Below are 13945 nucleotides of genomic sequence, written 5' to 3' on the forward strand. Positions count from 1 at the left end.
TACAGCCATGACCCCTACACCTGTACGCCAGGAATACGAGGTGCAGCTGGAGCCCCTGCTCAGTGTGCCTCTTGAACGCAACCTGCCCCTGGCCCAGCGCCTGTGGCAGCACGGCTGGCTGCGCAAGGCGGTGATCCTGGTGGTGATCGCCGTGCTCTGGGAAGCCATCGCCCGTTACCAGGGCAACGACCTGCTGTTGCCAACCTTCCTGCAGACGGCGGCGGCGCTGTGGGACGGGTTGATCAGCGGTGAGTTGCCGGCCAAGGTTGGCGTATCGCTGGTGATCCTGCTCAAAGGCTACCTGCTGGGTATTGTGCTGGCCTTCGGCCTGACCAGCCTGGCGGTGTCGACCCAACTGGGGCGCGACCTGCTGGGCACGCTGACCTCGATGTTCAACCCGTTGCCGGCCATTGCCCTGCTGCCGCTGGCCCTGCTGTGGTTTGGCCTGGGCGACAACAGCCTGATCTTCGTGTTGGTGCATTCGGTGCTGTGGGCATTGGCGCTGAATACCTATGCAGGGTTTCTCGGAGTTTCGGAAACCCTGCGCATGGCCGGGCGCAACTATGGCCTGAAAGGGTTGCGGCTGGTGCTGCATATCCTGGTGCCGGCGGCACTGCCATCGATTCTGTCGGGGCTGAAGATCGGCTGGGCGTTCGCCTGGCGCACGCTGATCGCAGCCGAGCTGGTGTTTGGCGCCAGCAGCGGCAAGGGCGGGCTGGGCTGGTACATCTTCCAGAACCGCAACGAGCTGTACACCGACAAGGTGTTTGCCGGGCTGGCCGTGGTGATCTTGATTGGTCTGCTGGTCGAGGGGCTGGTGTTCAATACCCTGGAGCGGCTGACCGTACGGCGCTGGGGCATGCAGCGCTAAGCCGCCGCTGACGGTGGGCCTGGTAGGAGCGAGCACAGCTCGCGATGGGCTGCGAAGCGGCCCCAACATCCTGTGCCGCGAGGCTGAAAACCTTGGGGCCGCTGCGCGCCCCATCGCGAGCTGTGCTCGCTCCTACCAGGCCAGCGCAAGCCCCCTATACTTGATATTGCGCCGCCGCATTGCTCAATGTCCGGGCAATCTCATCGCGCAAGCCAAGGGGCTGCTCGACCACCACCCCATCCCCCTGGCTGAGCACCCACCAGCGCAAGGCCCAGCCATCCTCCACCGTTGCCCGCAACCGGTGCCCCTGTTCCAGGGCCGTGAGCTGCATATCGGCGCTCAACGGTGTCTGGCGCAACTGCCGCGCCAGTGAATCACTGACCCACGCCTGCATTCCCATTCCCTCACCCGGCACCGGCTGCAGCGATTCGCCGCGCAAATAGCCCTGCAGGTCGAAATTCCCGCGCAACTCGCCCAGGGCATTGGCCGACCAGTGCCAGCCAAACGGAATGCTCTTGTCGTTGCGCTCCAGGGCAAAGATCAGCGACAGCTCGTTGAGGTCGCGCTCGACCGTGCGCTTGCTGACATTGAAGCCGACATCACGCAGGCGCCACACCAGCTCGGCACTGGTAACGCCCGGGGAGCGGCTGGGAAGCTGGCGCAACAGCGCCCACTGACGGCTGAGGGTGGCACGGGTCGTGGCGAACGGCAAAAGGTAACGTCCTTGTCTAGGCTTGCCGCATCAGCATGGCGGCTGGATCGGGTCATGGCAATTAGCCATAGGCCGTTCAGATCAAGTAATCCGCATTTGGTTGCCATGGGTTGAATCGTTCGCGACAGGTTTTGACGTGACGTCGCGCAGAATCACGCCTCATCACAGCCGCGGTCGGGCCTGTGGGTCGTTCAATGAGGATGAACATGTCTGCTGCCAGCAATATCCATTCGCTGCTCGCCCGCCTTCTGCCCGAGCAGGTCATTTGCCCACCGGCACCTGCCGGCAGGCGGCAGCGGCTGTTCGCCGGGGTTGGCCTGCCCAGCCAGCGCACGCTGCTGGTCAACCGCCTGGACGAAGCCTCCGACCTGCAGGCGGTGTATGCCGACCTGCGCCAGCAGGCCCTGGCAGGCAGCGTGGCGGCGCTCAACGACCTGGGCTGGGTGTGGCTCAATGGCAAGTATTGGCGGGCCGACACCGTGCTGGCCGGGCACCTGTTGCGCATGGCCGCGCTGCAGGGCAGTGCGCCGGCCTGGTTCAACCTGGGGCAGCAGCATTATTTTGGCAAGGGCGTGGACACTTCCTACGTGCAGGCGGCGGAGTGCTATCGCCAGGCGTTCGAGCGCGGCATGCTGCATGCGGCGGCGGCGCTGGGCGACCTGTACGAGGAAGAGGTGTGTGATGCCGAGCTTCAATGGCAGGTGGACCTGGCCAAGGCCTACGACTGGTTTGCGCGGGGCGCCGAACGTGGCGAGGCCCGTTGCCGGTTCGAGGTGGGCTACCGGCTGTTGCACGGCCTGAATGTGGAGGCCGACACCAAGGCGGGCCTGTACTGGCTGGAACTGGCTGCCGCAACCGGCGTGATGCAGGCGGCCGAAGAGCTGACGGTGCATTTCAGCCAGCGCGACAGGGCACGCTACCACGACTGGCGGGACCGGGCGGTGGAGATGGGCAGCGCCCTGGCCTTGGCCATGAAGCTGGAAGATCAAGTCCAGCCCTGACACTCAAGCCTGTTACGCGCCCCTGTAGGAGCGGGCTCGCCCCGCGAAGCGGCCAGCACAAGCAAACAAAATTTCATCAAACCACTCGGCCACCTGCAGTTGACGCAGGGGGTAGGCACAGGCGTATATTGATAGTTAGCAAACTATGAATATCCTTGGTTCCCCTCATGTCCATTGACTCCCTGCGCCTGCAAGTCAGCAGCGGCATGGTGGTTGCCGCCCGCCATTGGCGGCGCATCTGCCACAACGCCCTGACCGGCTACGGTATATCCGAAGCCTGCGCCGCACCGCTGCTGATGATCGTGCGCCTGGGCGATGGCGTGCACCAGGTGGCCGTGGCCCAGGCCGCCGGCCTGGAAAGCCCGTCACTGGTGCGCCTGCTCGATCAGTTGTGCAAGGCTGGCCTGGTGTGCCGCAGCGAAGACCCACTGGACCGCCGCGCCAAGGCCCTGAGCCTGACCGTCGAAGGCCGTCGCCTGGCCGAAGCCATCGAAATCGAGCTGGTACGGGTGCGCCACGAGGTGCTGCAAGGCATCGCCGAGGCCGACCTGGAAGCCGCCGTGCGCGTGCTTCGGGCCTTCGAAGCCGCCGGCCTTGGCAGTGCAGGCGGGGCGGCATGAACGGCTTCTTCAGCTCCGTGCCCCCGGCCCGTGACTGGTTCTACGGCGTGCGCACCTTCGGCGCGTCGATGATCGCCCTGTACATCGCCCTGTTGCTGCAACTGCCGCGCCCCTACTGGGCCATGGCCACGGTGTACATCGTTTCCAGCCCGTTCGTCGCCCCCACCAGCTCCAAGGCGCTGTACCGCGCGCTGGGCACCCTGCTGGGCGCTGCCGGGGCCATCTTCCTGGTGCCGCCGCTGGTGCAATCGCCGCTGCTGCTGAGCATCGCCATCGCGCTGTGGACCGGCACCTTGCTGTTCCTTTCGCTGAACCTGCGCACCGCCAACAACTACGTGCTGATGCTGGCCGGCTACACCCTGCCGATGATCGCCCTGGCCGTGGTCGACAACCCCACGGCGGTGTTCGACGTGGCCTCGTCCCGAGCCCAGGAAATCTGCCTGGGCATCGTCTGCGCGGCGGTGGTCGGGGCGATTTTCTGGCCGCGCCGGTTGGCCCCGGTGGTGGTGGGGGCCACGGGTAGCTGGTTCACCGAGGCGATCCGCTACAGCGACACCTACCTGGCCCGCGACGCCAGCACCGACAAGGTCGGCGGCATGCGCGGGGCGATGGTCGCCACCTTCAACTCACTGGAACTGATGATCGGCCAGCTCGGCCATGAAGGTGCAGGCCCGCATACCCTGAAGAACGCCCGCGAACTGCGTGGCCGCATGATTCACCTGTTGCCGGTGATCGATGCCCTGGACGACGCCCTGATCGCCTTGCAAGGCCGGGCCCCGGCCCAGTTCGCCCAACTGCAACCGGTGCTGGAGGCCGCCCGTGAATGGCTCAAGGGCACCGCCGACAGCGCCTCGGTGGCCCGCTGGGCGGCCCTGCACGAGCAGATCGACCGCTTGCAGCCCGGCGCCGCGGCCCTCGACCAACGCGCCGAGCTGCTGTTGTCCAACGCGCTCTACCGGCTGACCGAATGGGCCGACCTGTGGCAGGACTGCTGCGCCCTGCAGCATGCCCTGCGCACTGACGACGCCACGCCCTGGCGTGCGGTGTACCGCCACTGGCGCCTGGGCCGCCTGACCGCGTTCTTCGACCGCGGCCTGATGCTCTACTCGGTGGTATCCACCGTACTGGCGATCGTCGTTGCCTGCGGCCTGTGGATTGGCCTGGGCTGGAACGACGGCGCCAGTGCAGTGATTCTCGCCGCCGTGTCGTGCAGCTTCTTCGCGGCAATGGACGACCCGGCGCCGCAGATCTACCGGTTCTTCTTCTGGACCTTGATGTCGGTGATCTTCTCCAGCCTGTACCTGTTCCTGGTACTGCCCAACCTGCATGACTTCCCCATGCTGGTGCTGGCCTTTGCGGTGCCGTTCATCTGCGTCGGCACCCTGACCGTGCAGCCGCGCTTTTACCTGGGCACCTTGCTGACCATCGTCAATACCTCGACCTTCATCAGCATCCAGGGCGCCTACGACGCCGACTTCTTCGCCTTCCTCAACTCCAACCTGGCCGGCCCCGTGGGCCTGCTGTTCGCCTTCATCTGGACCTTGGTGATGCGCCCGTTCGGCGTAGAGCTTGCGGCCAAGCGCATGACCCGCTTCGCCTGGCGCGACATCGTCGAGATGACCGAGCCGGCGACCCTGGCCGAGCACCGCCAGGTGGGCGTGCAGATGCTCGACCGGCTGATGCAACACCTGCCGCGGCTGTCGCAAACCGGCCAGGACAGCGGCGTGGCGCTGCGCGACCTGCGCGTGGGGCTGAACCTGCTGGACCTGCTGGCCTACCTGCCGCGCGCCGGCCAGCAGGCCCGCGAACGCCTGGGCACGGTGATCGAGGAAGTGGGCGCCCACTACGCCGCCTGCCTGCGCGCCGGCGAGCGCCTGCACGCCCCGCCGGCGCTGCTGCGCAACATGGAGCGCGCACGCCTGGCGCTGAACCTGGATGAATTGTACGAACGCGGCGACGCCCGCACCCACCTGCTGCATGCCCTGAGCGGCCTGCGCCTGGCGCTGTTGCCGGGGGTGGAGGTGATGCTTGAGCCTGCCGAACAACCGCAACTGCCCCCTGGCCTCGACGGAGCGCCCCTGTGATCGGTGAACTGGATATCAGCGGGGTGTTCCTGCCCACGCTGCTGGTGATGATGTTTGGCACCTACCTGCTGTTCCTGGGGGTGCACGCGGTGCTGGTGCGCCTGCATTTCTACCGCCTGGTCTGGCACCGGGCGTTGTTCAACGTTGCCCTGTATGCCGTGCTGCTGGGCGCGGTCGACCACTTTTGCCGAAGCCTGATGCTGCCATGAAAAAACCTTTGCTGACCCTGGGCCGTGTGGTCCTGACCTTGCTGGTAGTGACCTTCGCCGCCGTGCTCGTGTGGCAGATGGTGGTGTACTACATGTTCGCCCCCTGGACCCGCGACGGCCATATTCGCGCCGACGTGATCCAGATCGCCCCGGATGTATCCGGGCTGATCCAGAAGGTCGAGGTGCGCGACAACCAGACCGTCAAGCGCGGCGATGTGCTGTTCACCATCGACCAGGACCGCTTCACCCTGGCCCTGCGCCAGGCCAAGGCCACCCTCGGCGAGCGCCAGGAAACCCTGGCCCAGGCCTCCCGCGAGGCGCAGCGTAACCGCAAGCTGGGCAACCTGGTGGCGGCCGAGCAGTTGGAAGAAAGCCAGTCCCGCGAGGCCCGTGCCCGTTCGGCGGTGAGCGAGGCCCAGGTGCAGGTCGATGCGGCCCAGCTGAACCTCGACCGCTCGGTGGTGCGTAGCCCAGTGGACGGTTACCTCAACGACCGCGCCCCCCGTGACCACGAATTCGTCACCGCCGGCCGCCCGGTGCTGTCGGTGGTCGACAGCGCCTCGTACCACGTCGATGGTTATTTCGAGGAAACCAAGCTCGGCGGCATTCACATCGGCGATGCCGTGGACATCCGCGTGATGGGCGACAACACCCGCCTGCGCGGCCACGTGCAGAGCTTTGCCGCCGGCATCGAAGACCGCGACCGCAGCAGCGGCGCCAACCTGCTGCCCAACGTCAACCCGGCGTTCAGCTGGGTGCGCCTGGCCCAGCGTATTCCGGTGCGCATCGCCTTCGACGAGGTGCCGGAAGATTTCCGCATGATCGCCGGGCGTACGGCCACGGTGTCGATCCTTGAGGGCCAGCGCCCATGAAACAGCTGATCCTGGCGGGGTTCTGCCTGTCCTTGGGGGCCTGCATGATGGTCGGCCCCGACTACGAAGTGCCGAAGGACGCGGCGGTGCAGCGCAGCGACCTGAACGGCCCGCTGCGCCAGGATGCCGACAGCGTGGTATCGGCGCCGGTGCCCGAGGACTGGTGGCAGCTGTATCAGGATCAACGCCTCAACGAGCTGGTGCGCCAGGCGCTGAGCGCCAACACCGAGCTGCGCGTGGCCGCGGCCAACATCGCCAAGGCCCGTGCCCAGGTCGAGGTGGCCGAGTCCCAGGGCGGCTTCAACGGTGGCATCAAGGCCGGCGCCCAGCGCTTGCAAGAGTCGGGGCAGGCCTTCCTGCTGGCGGAGAAGGTGCCGGTGGCCAACGTGGGGGATGCCATCATCAGCGCCTCCTACCAGTTCGACCTGTGGGGCACGTTCAAGCGCGGCACCGAGGCTGCCAAGGCCAATGCCGATGCCGTGCAGGCCGCCGCCGACACGGCGCGCATCACCCTGGTGGCCGATGTGGTCAAGGCCTACACCCAGGTGTGCTCGGCCAACGAAGAATTCCACATTGCCCGTGAATCGCTCGATTTGCAGGAGCAGAGCGTGAAGCTCAACCAGCGCCTGCGTGACGCTGGGCGCGGCGATGAAACCCAGGTGACCCGTTCGCAAACCCAGTTCAAGTCGCTGCGCGCCGAGCTGCCGCGCTTCAAGGCTGAACGCGAAACCGGCCTTTACACCTTGGCAGCGCTGCTGGCCAAGCCTGTGGATAACCTGCCTGCGGGCACCGCCGATTGCGCCGAGCTGCCACACCTGAACCAGTTGGTGCCGGTCGGTGACGGCGCGGCCTTGCTCAAGCGCCGCCCCGACGTGCGCCAGGCCGAACGCCAGTTGGCAGCGGCCACCGCCGAGATCGGCGTGGCCACCGGCGCGCTGTACCCAGACATCAGCTTCGGTGCCCAGGTCGGCACCATCGGTTTCCTCAAGGACCTTGGCGACCCGTCGACCAACCGCTGGGGCTTTGGCCCACAGATCAGCTGGAGCATCCCGACCAATGGCACCCGTGCGCGCATTCGCATGGCCGAGGCCTCGACCCAGGCGGCCTTGGCGCATTTCGATGGGGTAGTGCTGAACGCCATCCGCGAAACCCAGACCCGCCTGGCCCAATACAGTGCCTTGCTGGACCGGCGTGATGCCCTGGCCGAGGCGGAGCAATCGGCCAAGGAAGCGGCGGATCAGACGCACCGGTATTACCAGGCCGGGCGCGCATCGTTCCTGGCGGATTTGCAGGCAACGCGGACCTATACCGATGTGCGGGCGCAGTTGGCGGCGGCCAATAGCCAGGTGGCGATGGGGCAGATTGGCGTGTTCCTGGCGTTGGGTGGAGGCTGGAAGGACGCAAGCAAGCGGTGAGTTTGCCGGTTCTGCCGAAGCAACTGGGCTGCGGACCATCATTTTTGCCAGTAGCAACAATCGTTCAGCTCATGCAGTCTGTGGACAAACCCCTACGCAGTCGCTGACATGGATATTTCACTTAAAGGCAACGTCGATGGAAGCCGTTTGCTGGCGGTTGAAAAGCATGGATCGGTTCTCAGTGTACTGGTTGCTTCGCAGCCTAATCCCTTGGCGTATTCGCCCTATGGGCACCGGTACCCCGCAAGTGGCTTGCTTAGCCTGTGCAGCTTCAATGCCGAGTACCAGGATCCGGTAACCGGCCATTATCTGCTTGGGACGGGATACCACCGGGCGTTCAATCCGGTATTGATGCGGTTCAACAGCCCAGACAGCTGGAGCCCGTTTGGTGATGGTGGAATCAATTGCTACGGCTATCTTGCTGGCAATCCCGTAAATGCTACAGACCCCTCAGGCCATGTAAAAGCTGTTCCGTTCACTGGGAAAGGCCGCCTGTTGGGTAAAAACACCTTATATTTTGAAACGTTAGAGGCGGGCAAGAAGTTCGGCAACCTTGACCTGCATGGCGATAACGAGCTTGCTCTTTTTGATGGTCGTGTCCTGGATGGAAAAGCGTTGAAAATTGCGTTGACACAGAAGAGCGTTGAGCTTTCGGATCTGGATTCATTCAGGATTATCTCGTGTCACTCTGCTGATGGCGATAACCCTTTGGCGCGGCAGTTCGCAGAGGCTTCCAAGCTCCCCACTATTGGGTTTCGGGGAAGAGTTTCCCCGACGGATGGCAGGTTCAAGAGGCCCAGTCAGGGCTCAGATGTAGTGGATATATCGGATTACTCTATCGCTACTAAAAATCCTTATAAAAAGCATCATCCCGAATATCCGCATTTCGCTTATTCTCCGCAGATATTCGAACCTACCCCTCCTGTAAACCGCTTACCCCAAAAAAAGAAGGACGTCAGACGCTAATATGGCGGGGCAAGCTCCTTAAGGTCGCCCGTTTAAGTTGAGGTTTTCATGAAATCCACGCTTGCCTCTTGAGCGAAGCAAAGTGGAAGTGAACAATGTTCTCTTTCGCATTCCTTCCGAGAGTGGCCATGAAAACCCGTTTCCCTCTGCTCGCCTGGCTGCCGGCAATCCTGCTGGGCCCGGTGCTGGCGCTGTGCAGTGCCCTGGCGCAGGCCGAGGCGCCTGTCGAGGCCGCCAAGGCCCTGCACTTGCTCGACTACATTGGCGTCGACTACCCCGATACCGTGCAGGGCGGCAAGGTGACCGACGATGGCCAGTACCGCGAACAGCAAGCGCTCGGCGCGGCGCTGGCCGACTTGGTCAAAGGCCTGCCGGCCAATGCTGAACAAGCCGGGCTGGCCCAAGGCGTGCAGGCACTGCGCCAGGCCATCGAGCAGCGCCAGGATGGCACTGCGGTGGCCAGGCAGGCGCGTCAGCTGGGCGCGCGCCTGGCCGTGGCCTACGAGGTCAGCCAGGCTCCGGTGATTACCCCAGACCCGGCCCGCGGCGCCTCGCTTTACGCGCAGAACTGCGCCATCTGCCATGGCGATACCGGCGCCGGTGACGGCCCGGCGGGCGTAGGCTTGGAACCCGCGCCCAGCAACCTGCGCGAGGTCAAACGCCTCGACCAGTTGAGCCTGTTCGACCTCTACAACACCCTGGCCCTGGGCATCGATGGCACCGAGATGCCGTCGTTCGCCGACCAGTTGGACGAGCGCCAGCGTTGGGACGTGGCCGCCTACATCGCCAGCTTCAGCGCCAAGCCTGAAGCGGCCAAGGGCGACAAGACCTGGAACATCGCCGACCTGGCCCGCCAGACCCCGGCCGAAGTCGCCGCCAATGAAGGCGCCGGCGTGGTCGAGGCGTTCCGTGCCCAGCGCGCCCAGCCGCCGCAGGTCAAGCGTGGCCCGGCGCAGTTGCTCGACTACACCGCCAGCACCCTCGACAAAAGCCTGGCGGCCTACCGTGCAGGCGACCACGACCAGGCCTACGACCTGTCGGTGGCTGCCTACCTGGAAGGCTTCGAGCTGGTCGAAAGCTCGCTGGACAACATCGATGCCGAAGCGCGCAAAAGCACTGAAAAGTCCTTGATGGCCTACCGCCAGTCGCTGCAAGACGGCCTGCCGCTCGTCCAGGTTGAACAACGCCTGAGCGAAGCGAAAACCAAGCTCGACCAGGCCGCCAAACTGCTGGGCAGCGACGGCCTGAGCTGGTCGCTGAGTTACATTTCCGGCCTGCTGATTCTGCTGCGTGAAGGCCTTGAAGCCATTCTGGTGCTGGCAGCGATCCTGGCCTTCCTGCGCAACACCGGCCAGCAGTCGGCGGTGCGCAGCGTCAACATCGGTTGGGGCCTCGCGTTGGTTGCCGGCTTCGCCACCTGGGCCTTGGCGGCCTACGTGATCGACGTGGGCGGTGCCCAGCGCGAGCTGCTTGAAGGTTGTACGGCACTGTTTGCTGCGGTGATGGTGCTGTGGCTGGGCGTGTGGATGCACGACCGCCGGCATGCCGCCGCCTGGCAGGATTACATCAAGAGCAGCCTGGTGAGCGGCGGCGGGCGCTTCGGCTTTGCCATGCTGGCGTTCTTCTCGGTGTACCGTGAACTGTTCGAAGTGATTCTGTTCTACGAAACCCTGTGGCTGCAGGCGGGCCCTGCAGGCCATCAAGCCGTGCTTGCCGGTGGCGCGACGGCGCTGGTGCTGCTGGTGGGCCTGGCCTGGGTGATTCTGCGTGGGTCGGCGAAGTTGCCGCTGTCGCTGTTCTTCAGCATCAACGCCGGGCTGCTGTGTGCCCTGTCGGTGGTATTCGCCGGGCATGGCGTGAAAGCGCTGCAGGAGGCCGGCGTGCTGGGCACCCGGCCGGTGGCGTTCTTCGAGTTCGACTGGCTGGGGATTCACCCCGACCTGTATTCGCTGAGCGCGCAGGCGGTGGCGTTGTTGGCCATTGTGGTGTTGTATGGGCGTAGTCGCCTGGCCGAGAAGCGCCGGGCTGCCGTTTAGGTATTGATGCTGCTGGCCTCTTCGCGGGGCAAGCCCGCTCCTACAGGCATTTCGCCGTATCAATGTAGGAGCGGGCTTGCCCCGCGAAAGGGCCGGTGCAGAAAAAAGAGATTGAGCTGAATGCGCATCTGGATCGACGCCGACGCCTGCCCCAAGGCAGCCAAGGACCTGATCGTCAAATTCGCCCTCAAGCGCCAGCTTGAAGTGGTGATGGTGGCCGGCCAGGCCGTGGCCAAACCGGCCTTCGCCATCGTTCGTCTGATCGTGGTGCCCAGCGGCATGGACGCCGCCGACGACTACCTGGTCGAACACGCCGTACCCGGCGAACTGGTGATCTGCAGCGACGTGCCGCTGGCTGACAGGCTGATCAAGAAAGGCGTGGCCGCCCTCGACCCGCGCGGCCGCGAATTCGATGAACGCAACATGGGCGAGCGCCTGGCCGTGCGCAACCTGTTCACCGAACTACGCGAGCAGGGCCAGGTCGGAGGCGGGCAGGCGCCCTATGGCGAGCGCGAAAAGCAGGCGTTCGCCAATGCCCTGGACCGTATCCTCACCCGCCTGAGCAAGGGCTGATCATTCCCCTTCGTGGGTCAGTTCCAGCACCCGGTCTACCAACTTGTAGATGCCACTGGCCGCTTCGCTGATCGACTTGGCCACCATGTAGGCTGGCGTGGTCACCAGCTTGCGCTGGCTGTCCTCGACGATGTCATGCACATCGCACTCCTGGTGCTTGCCGCCCATCTTTTCCACCGCTGCCGCCGTGCCGGCATCGTTGCCGATGGTGCAGAGCACGCCTGGGCCGTAGATTTTCGCGGCCAGCGCCGGCGAAATGCAGATCAGCCCCACCGGCTTGCAGGCTTCGGCAAAGGCTTCGGCCAGCGCCAGCACATCCGGGTTCACGCTGCACTCGCTGCCTTCCACGGCAAAGTTGGACAGGTTTTTCGCCGCGCCGAAACCGCCCGGTACGATCAACGCATCGAAATCCTCGGCCCGGGCTTCACGAATATCCTTCACCTCACCCCGGGCAATGCGCGCCGATTCGGTCAGCACATTGCGCGACTCGGGCATTTCCTGGCCGGTCAGGTGGTCGATCACCTGCAGTTGCGCGATGTTCGGCGCAAAGCACTGCACCTGCGCGCCGCGCTGGTCCAGGCGCAGCAGGGTGATCACGCTTTCGTGGATTTCGGCCCCGTCGTACACACCGCAACCGGAAAGAATCACCGCTACTTTCTTGGTCATGCTCATCACTCCATTATCGAGGCGCTAAATGTCCTCTAGTTTGGCAGATGTGGCCATAGGGGTTGCGGCGGGCGCATCCTAATCTCTGTGGATAACCCTCGCGAGCGTTGCCCATGGACCTGATTCTGCTGGCGGTGCCGTTCTTCTTCGTGCTGATCGCGCTGGAGCTGATCGCTGACCGCGTTCGCGGCCAGCGCAACTTCACCCTGGCCGATTCGATCAACAGCCTCAGCACCGGGGCGCTGTCTACCAGCACGGGCCTGCTGACCAAAGGGGTAGGGCTGCTGACCTATAGCGTCGCCTGGGAGCACCTGGCGCTGCTGCGCCTGCCCCCGCATGCGCTGTGGGTGTGGCTGCTGGCATTCGTGCTGTACGACCTGTGCTACTACTGGCTGCACCGCCTGGGCCATGAGCGCAACGTGCTGTGGGCGGCGCATTCGGTACACCACCAGAGCGAGGAGTACAACCTCACCACCGCCCTGCGCCAGACCAGCAGTGGTTTCATCTTCTCGTGGGTGTTCTACCTGCCGCTGGCGCTGCTGGGCGTGCCGCCGCTGGTGTTCATCACCGTGGCGTCGCTGAACCTGCTGTACCAGTTCTGGGTGCACACCCGGCACATCCCCAAGCTGGGCTGGCTTGAGTGGCTGTTGATCACGCCGTCCAACCATCGCGTTCACCATGCGCAGAACCCTGCCTATTTGGATCGTAACTACGGCGGTGTGTTCATCTTCTGGGACCGCCTGTTTGGCACGTTCAAGGAAGAAGACCCGGCCGAGCCAGTGGTGTTTGGGGTGACCACGCCCCTGGCCAGCTGGAACCCGCTGTGGGCCAATGTGCAGTTCTACGCCCAGCTGTGGGACGACGCCCGCCGCACCCGCCGCTGGCAGGACAAGCTGCGCCTCTGGTTCATGCCCACCGGCTGGCGCCCGGCCGATGTCGCGGCAGGTTATCCACAGGCGAAGCAGAACCTGGCGCGGTTTCGCAAGTTCGAGGTGGCCTTGGGCCGGGCGTGGCAGGTGTATGTGGTGCTGCAGTTCAGCGTCTACATTGCGCTGGGCAGTTACCTGATGGATGTGGCGGGGCGCGCGCCGGCCGAAGCGCTGGTGCTGGGTTGGGCGCTGATGGCGTTTGGCTTGTTCGTGCTCGGAGCGGCCTTGGAGAATCGGCGCTGGGCAGCGCGCCTGGAAGTGGCGCGCCTGCTGCTGTTGGCGCCGGCGCTGTACCTGGCCGGAACCCTGGGCTTAGCGGTGGTCGTGCCCGTGTTCTGGCTGTTTCTCGGGGGCTACTGGCTGCTCAGCTTTGCCGGGCTGTTCGTCTGCTGCCGCGCGGCGCTCGGCGCGGATGGTACGAAAACGCCGGCGCAGCCACAGCAGCACGCCGAGCAGCAGCAGGCCGCCGAGCACCCATAGCTCGTATTTCTTGATGCTGCCCAGCATGCCTTCGAGGATGGCGCCGAAGTGGTAGGCCGCCAGGCCCAACGCCAGGGCCCATACCGCAGCGCCGATGCCGTTGAGCAGCAGGTAGCGCCGTGGCGGGTAGCCGGAAAGGCCGATGGCCACCGGCATCACGGTGCGCAGGCCATAGACGAAGCGGAAGCTCAGTACCCAGATGTCCGGGTGGCGGCGAATGTGTTCCAGCGCGCGGTCGCCCATGGCCTGCCAGCGCGGCTTGCGGGCGAGGATCTTGCGCCCGTGACGGCGGCCCATGAAGTACCACAGCTGGTCACCGGCATAGCTGCCGCAAAAGGCCACCAGGACCACCAGCTTGATGTCCATGTATTCGCGAAACGCGAGAAACCCTGCAAGTACCAGGATGGTCTCGCCTTCGAAGAAGGTGCCTAGAAAAAGGGCAAAGTAGCCGAAATCCTGCAGGAATTGTTGGAGCATTTTCTGAGGTGCTGGCGAAATGAACGCGCAGCCT

13 protein-coding genes and 1 pseudogene are annotated in these 13945 nt (G+C 64.7%); 11 read left to right on the forward strand and 3 right to left on the reverse strand.

The window, feature by feature from the left end:
• The first annotated feature begins 7 nt into the window (after positions 1-7).
• Positions 8-871: an ABC transporter permease gene (locus F3J45_RS19845; RefSeq protein WP_167066642.1), complete on the forward strand. Its 864-nt coding sequence runs from the start codon at positions 8-10 to the stop codon at positions 869-871.
• A gap of 154 nt (positions 872-1025) precedes the next feature.
• On the opposite strand, the gene F3J45_RS19850 is transcribed toward F3J45_RS19845, so the two are convergent.
• Positions 1026-1583: a WYL domain-containing protein gene (locus F3J45_RS19850; RefSeq protein WP_167066645.1), complete on the reverse strand. Its 558-nt coding sequence runs from the start codon at positions 1581-1583 to the stop codon at positions 1026-1028.
• A 206-nt stretch (positions 1584-1789) separates the two neighbouring features.
• Between F3J45_RS19850 and F3J45_RS19855 the strand changes: the two genes are divergently transcribed.
• The 9 genes from F3J45_RS19855 (at position 1790) to F3J45_RS19895 (ending at position 11359) form a co-directional block, all read left to right on the forward strand.
• Positions 1790-2584, forward strand: a complete 795-nt coding sequence (locus F3J45_RS19855) for a tetratricopeptide repeat protein (protein ID WP_167066648.1) — start codon at positions 1790-1792, stop codon at positions 2582-2584.
• A 167-nt stretch (positions 2585-2751) separates the two neighbouring features.
• Positions 2752-3204 carry a MarR family winged helix-turn-helix transcriptional regulator gene (locus F3J45_RS19860; RefSeq protein WP_167066651.1) on the forward strand — a complete coding sequence of 151 codons (453 nt, stop codon included), beginning with the start codon at positions 2752-2754 and terminating at the stop codon, positions 3202-3204.
• Positions 3201-5288: an FUSC family protein gene (locus F3J45_RS19865; protein ID WP_167066654.1), complete on the forward strand. Its 2088-nt coding sequence runs from the start codon at positions 3201-3203 to the stop codon at positions 5286-5288. The genes F3J45_RS19860 and F3J45_RS19865 overlap by 4 nt, the downstream gene beginning before the upstream one ends.
• Positions 5285-5497 carry a DUF1656 domain-containing protein gene (locus F3J45_RS19870; protein WP_016392395.1) on the forward strand — a complete coding sequence of 71 codons (213 nt, stop codon included), beginning with the start codon at positions 5285-5287 and terminating at the stop codon, positions 5495-5497. Before F3J45_RS19865 ends, F3J45_RS19870 begins: the two co-directional genes overlap by 4 nt.
• Entirely contained in the window at positions 5494-6369 is an 876-nt protein-coding gene (locus tag F3J45_RS19875) for an HlyD family secretion protein (RefSeq protein ID WP_167066657.1), read from the forward strand. Before F3J45_RS19870 ends, F3J45_RS19875 begins: the two co-directional genes overlap by 4 nt.
• Entirely contained in the window at positions 6366-7784 is a 1419-nt protein-coding gene (locus F3J45_RS19880; RefSeq protein WP_167066660.1) for an efflux transporter outer membrane subunit, read from the forward strand. The genes F3J45_RS19875 and F3J45_RS19880 overlap by 4 nt, the downstream gene beginning before the upstream one ends.
• 108 nt (positions 7785-7892) lie before the next feature.
• Positions 7893-8750, forward strand: coding sequence for an RHS repeat-associated core domain-containing protein (locus F3J45_RS19885; protein WP_167066663.1), 858 nt, complete (start codon positions 7893-7895; stop codon positions 8748-8750).
• A gap of 128 nt (positions 8751-8878) precedes the next feature.
• Complete coding sequence (locus F3J45_RS19890; RefSeq protein ID WP_205300612.1) at positions 8879-10786, forward strand: FTR1 family protein; 1908 nt, start codon at positions 8879-8881, stop codon at positions 10784-10786.
• A gap of 120 nt (positions 10787-10906) precedes the next feature.
• Complete coding sequence (locus tag F3J45_RS19895; RefSeq protein WP_103446197.1) at positions 10907-11359, forward strand: YaiI/YqxD family protein; 453 nt, start codon at positions 10907-10909, stop codon at positions 11357-11359.
• Here F3J45_RS19895 and elbB read toward each other — a convergent pair whose 3' ends face one another.
• Positions 11360-12025 (reverse strand): isoprenoid biosynthesis glyoxalase ElbB, encoded by a 666-nt coding sequence (gene elbB, locus F3J45_RS19900; RefSeq protein ID WP_167066669.1) that lies wholly within the window; start codon positions 12023-12025, stop codon positions 11360-11362. It abuts the gene before it with no gap.
• Positions 12026-12138: 113 nt separating this feature from the next.
• Here elbB and F3J45_RS30125 point away from each other — a divergent pair.
• A pseudogene (locus F3J45_RS30125) lies at positions 12139-12765 on the forward strand (sterol desaturase family protein); the annotation flags it as partial.
• Positions 12766-13266: 501 nt separating this feature from the next.
• On the opposite strand, the gene F3J45_RS19910 reads toward F3J45_RS30125, so the two are convergent.
• Entirely contained in the window at positions 13267-13911 is a 645-nt protein-coding gene (locus F3J45_RS19910) for a DedA family protein (protein WP_205300613.1), read from the reverse strand.
• Positions 13912-13945 lie beyond the last annotated feature (34 nt).

The sequence above is a fragment of the Pantoea sp. Ap-967 genome (genome assembly GCF_011752565.1).
GTDB lineage: Bacteria > Pseudomonadota > Gammaproteobacteria > Pseudomonadales > Pseudomonadaceae > Aquipseudomonas.

What these genes read in the sequence shown, in the direction of transcription:
- F3J45_RS19845 (WP_167066642.1), top strand. Translation starts at nt 8, where the DNA reads ATGACCCCTACACCTGTACGCCAGGAATACGAGGTGCAGCTGGAGCCC.
- F3J45_RS19855 (WP_167066648.1), top strand. Translation starts at nt 1,790, where the DNA reads ATGTCTGCTGCCAGCAATATCCATTCGCTGCTCGCCCGCCTTCTGCCC.
- F3J45_RS19860 (WP_167066651.1), top strand. Translation starts at nt 2,752, where the DNA reads ATGTCCATTGACTCCCTGCGCCTGCAAGTCAGCAGCGGCATGGTGGTT.
- F3J45_RS19865 (WP_167066654.1), top strand. Translation starts at nt 3,201, where the DNA reads ATGAACGGCTTCTTCAGCTCCGTGCCCCCGGCCCGTGACTGGTTCTAC.
- F3J45_RS19875 (WP_167066657.1), top strand. Translation starts at nt 5,494, where the DNA reads ATGAAAAAACCTTTGCTGACCCTGGGCCGTGTGGTCCTGACCTTGCTG.
- F3J45_RS19880 (WP_167066660.1), top strand. Translation starts at nt 6,366, where the DNA reads ATGAAACAGCTGATCCTGGCGGGGTTCTGCCTGTCCTTGGGGGCCTGC.
- F3J45_RS19885 (WP_167066663.1), top strand. Translation starts at nt 7,893, where the DNA reads ATGGATATTTCACTTAAAGGCAACGTCGATGGAAGCCGTTTGCTGGCG.
- F3J45_RS19890 (WP_205300612.1), top strand. Translation starts at nt 8,879, where the DNA reads ATGAAAACCCGTTTCCCTCTGCTCGCCTGGCTGCCGGCAATCCTGCTG.
- F3J45_RS19895 (WP_103446197.1), top strand. Translation starts at nt 10,907, where the DNA reads ATGCGCATCTGGATCGACGCCGACGCCTGCCCCAAGGCAGCCAAGGAC.
- elbB (WP_167066669.1), bottom strand. Translation starts at nt 12,025, where the DNA reads ATGACCAAGAAAGTAGCGGTGATTCTTTCCGGTTGCGGTGTGTACGAC.
- F3J45_RS19910 (WP_205300613.1), bottom strand. Translation starts at nt 13,911, where the DNA reads ATGCTCCAACAATTCCTGCAGGATTTCGGCTACTTTGCCCTTTTTCTA.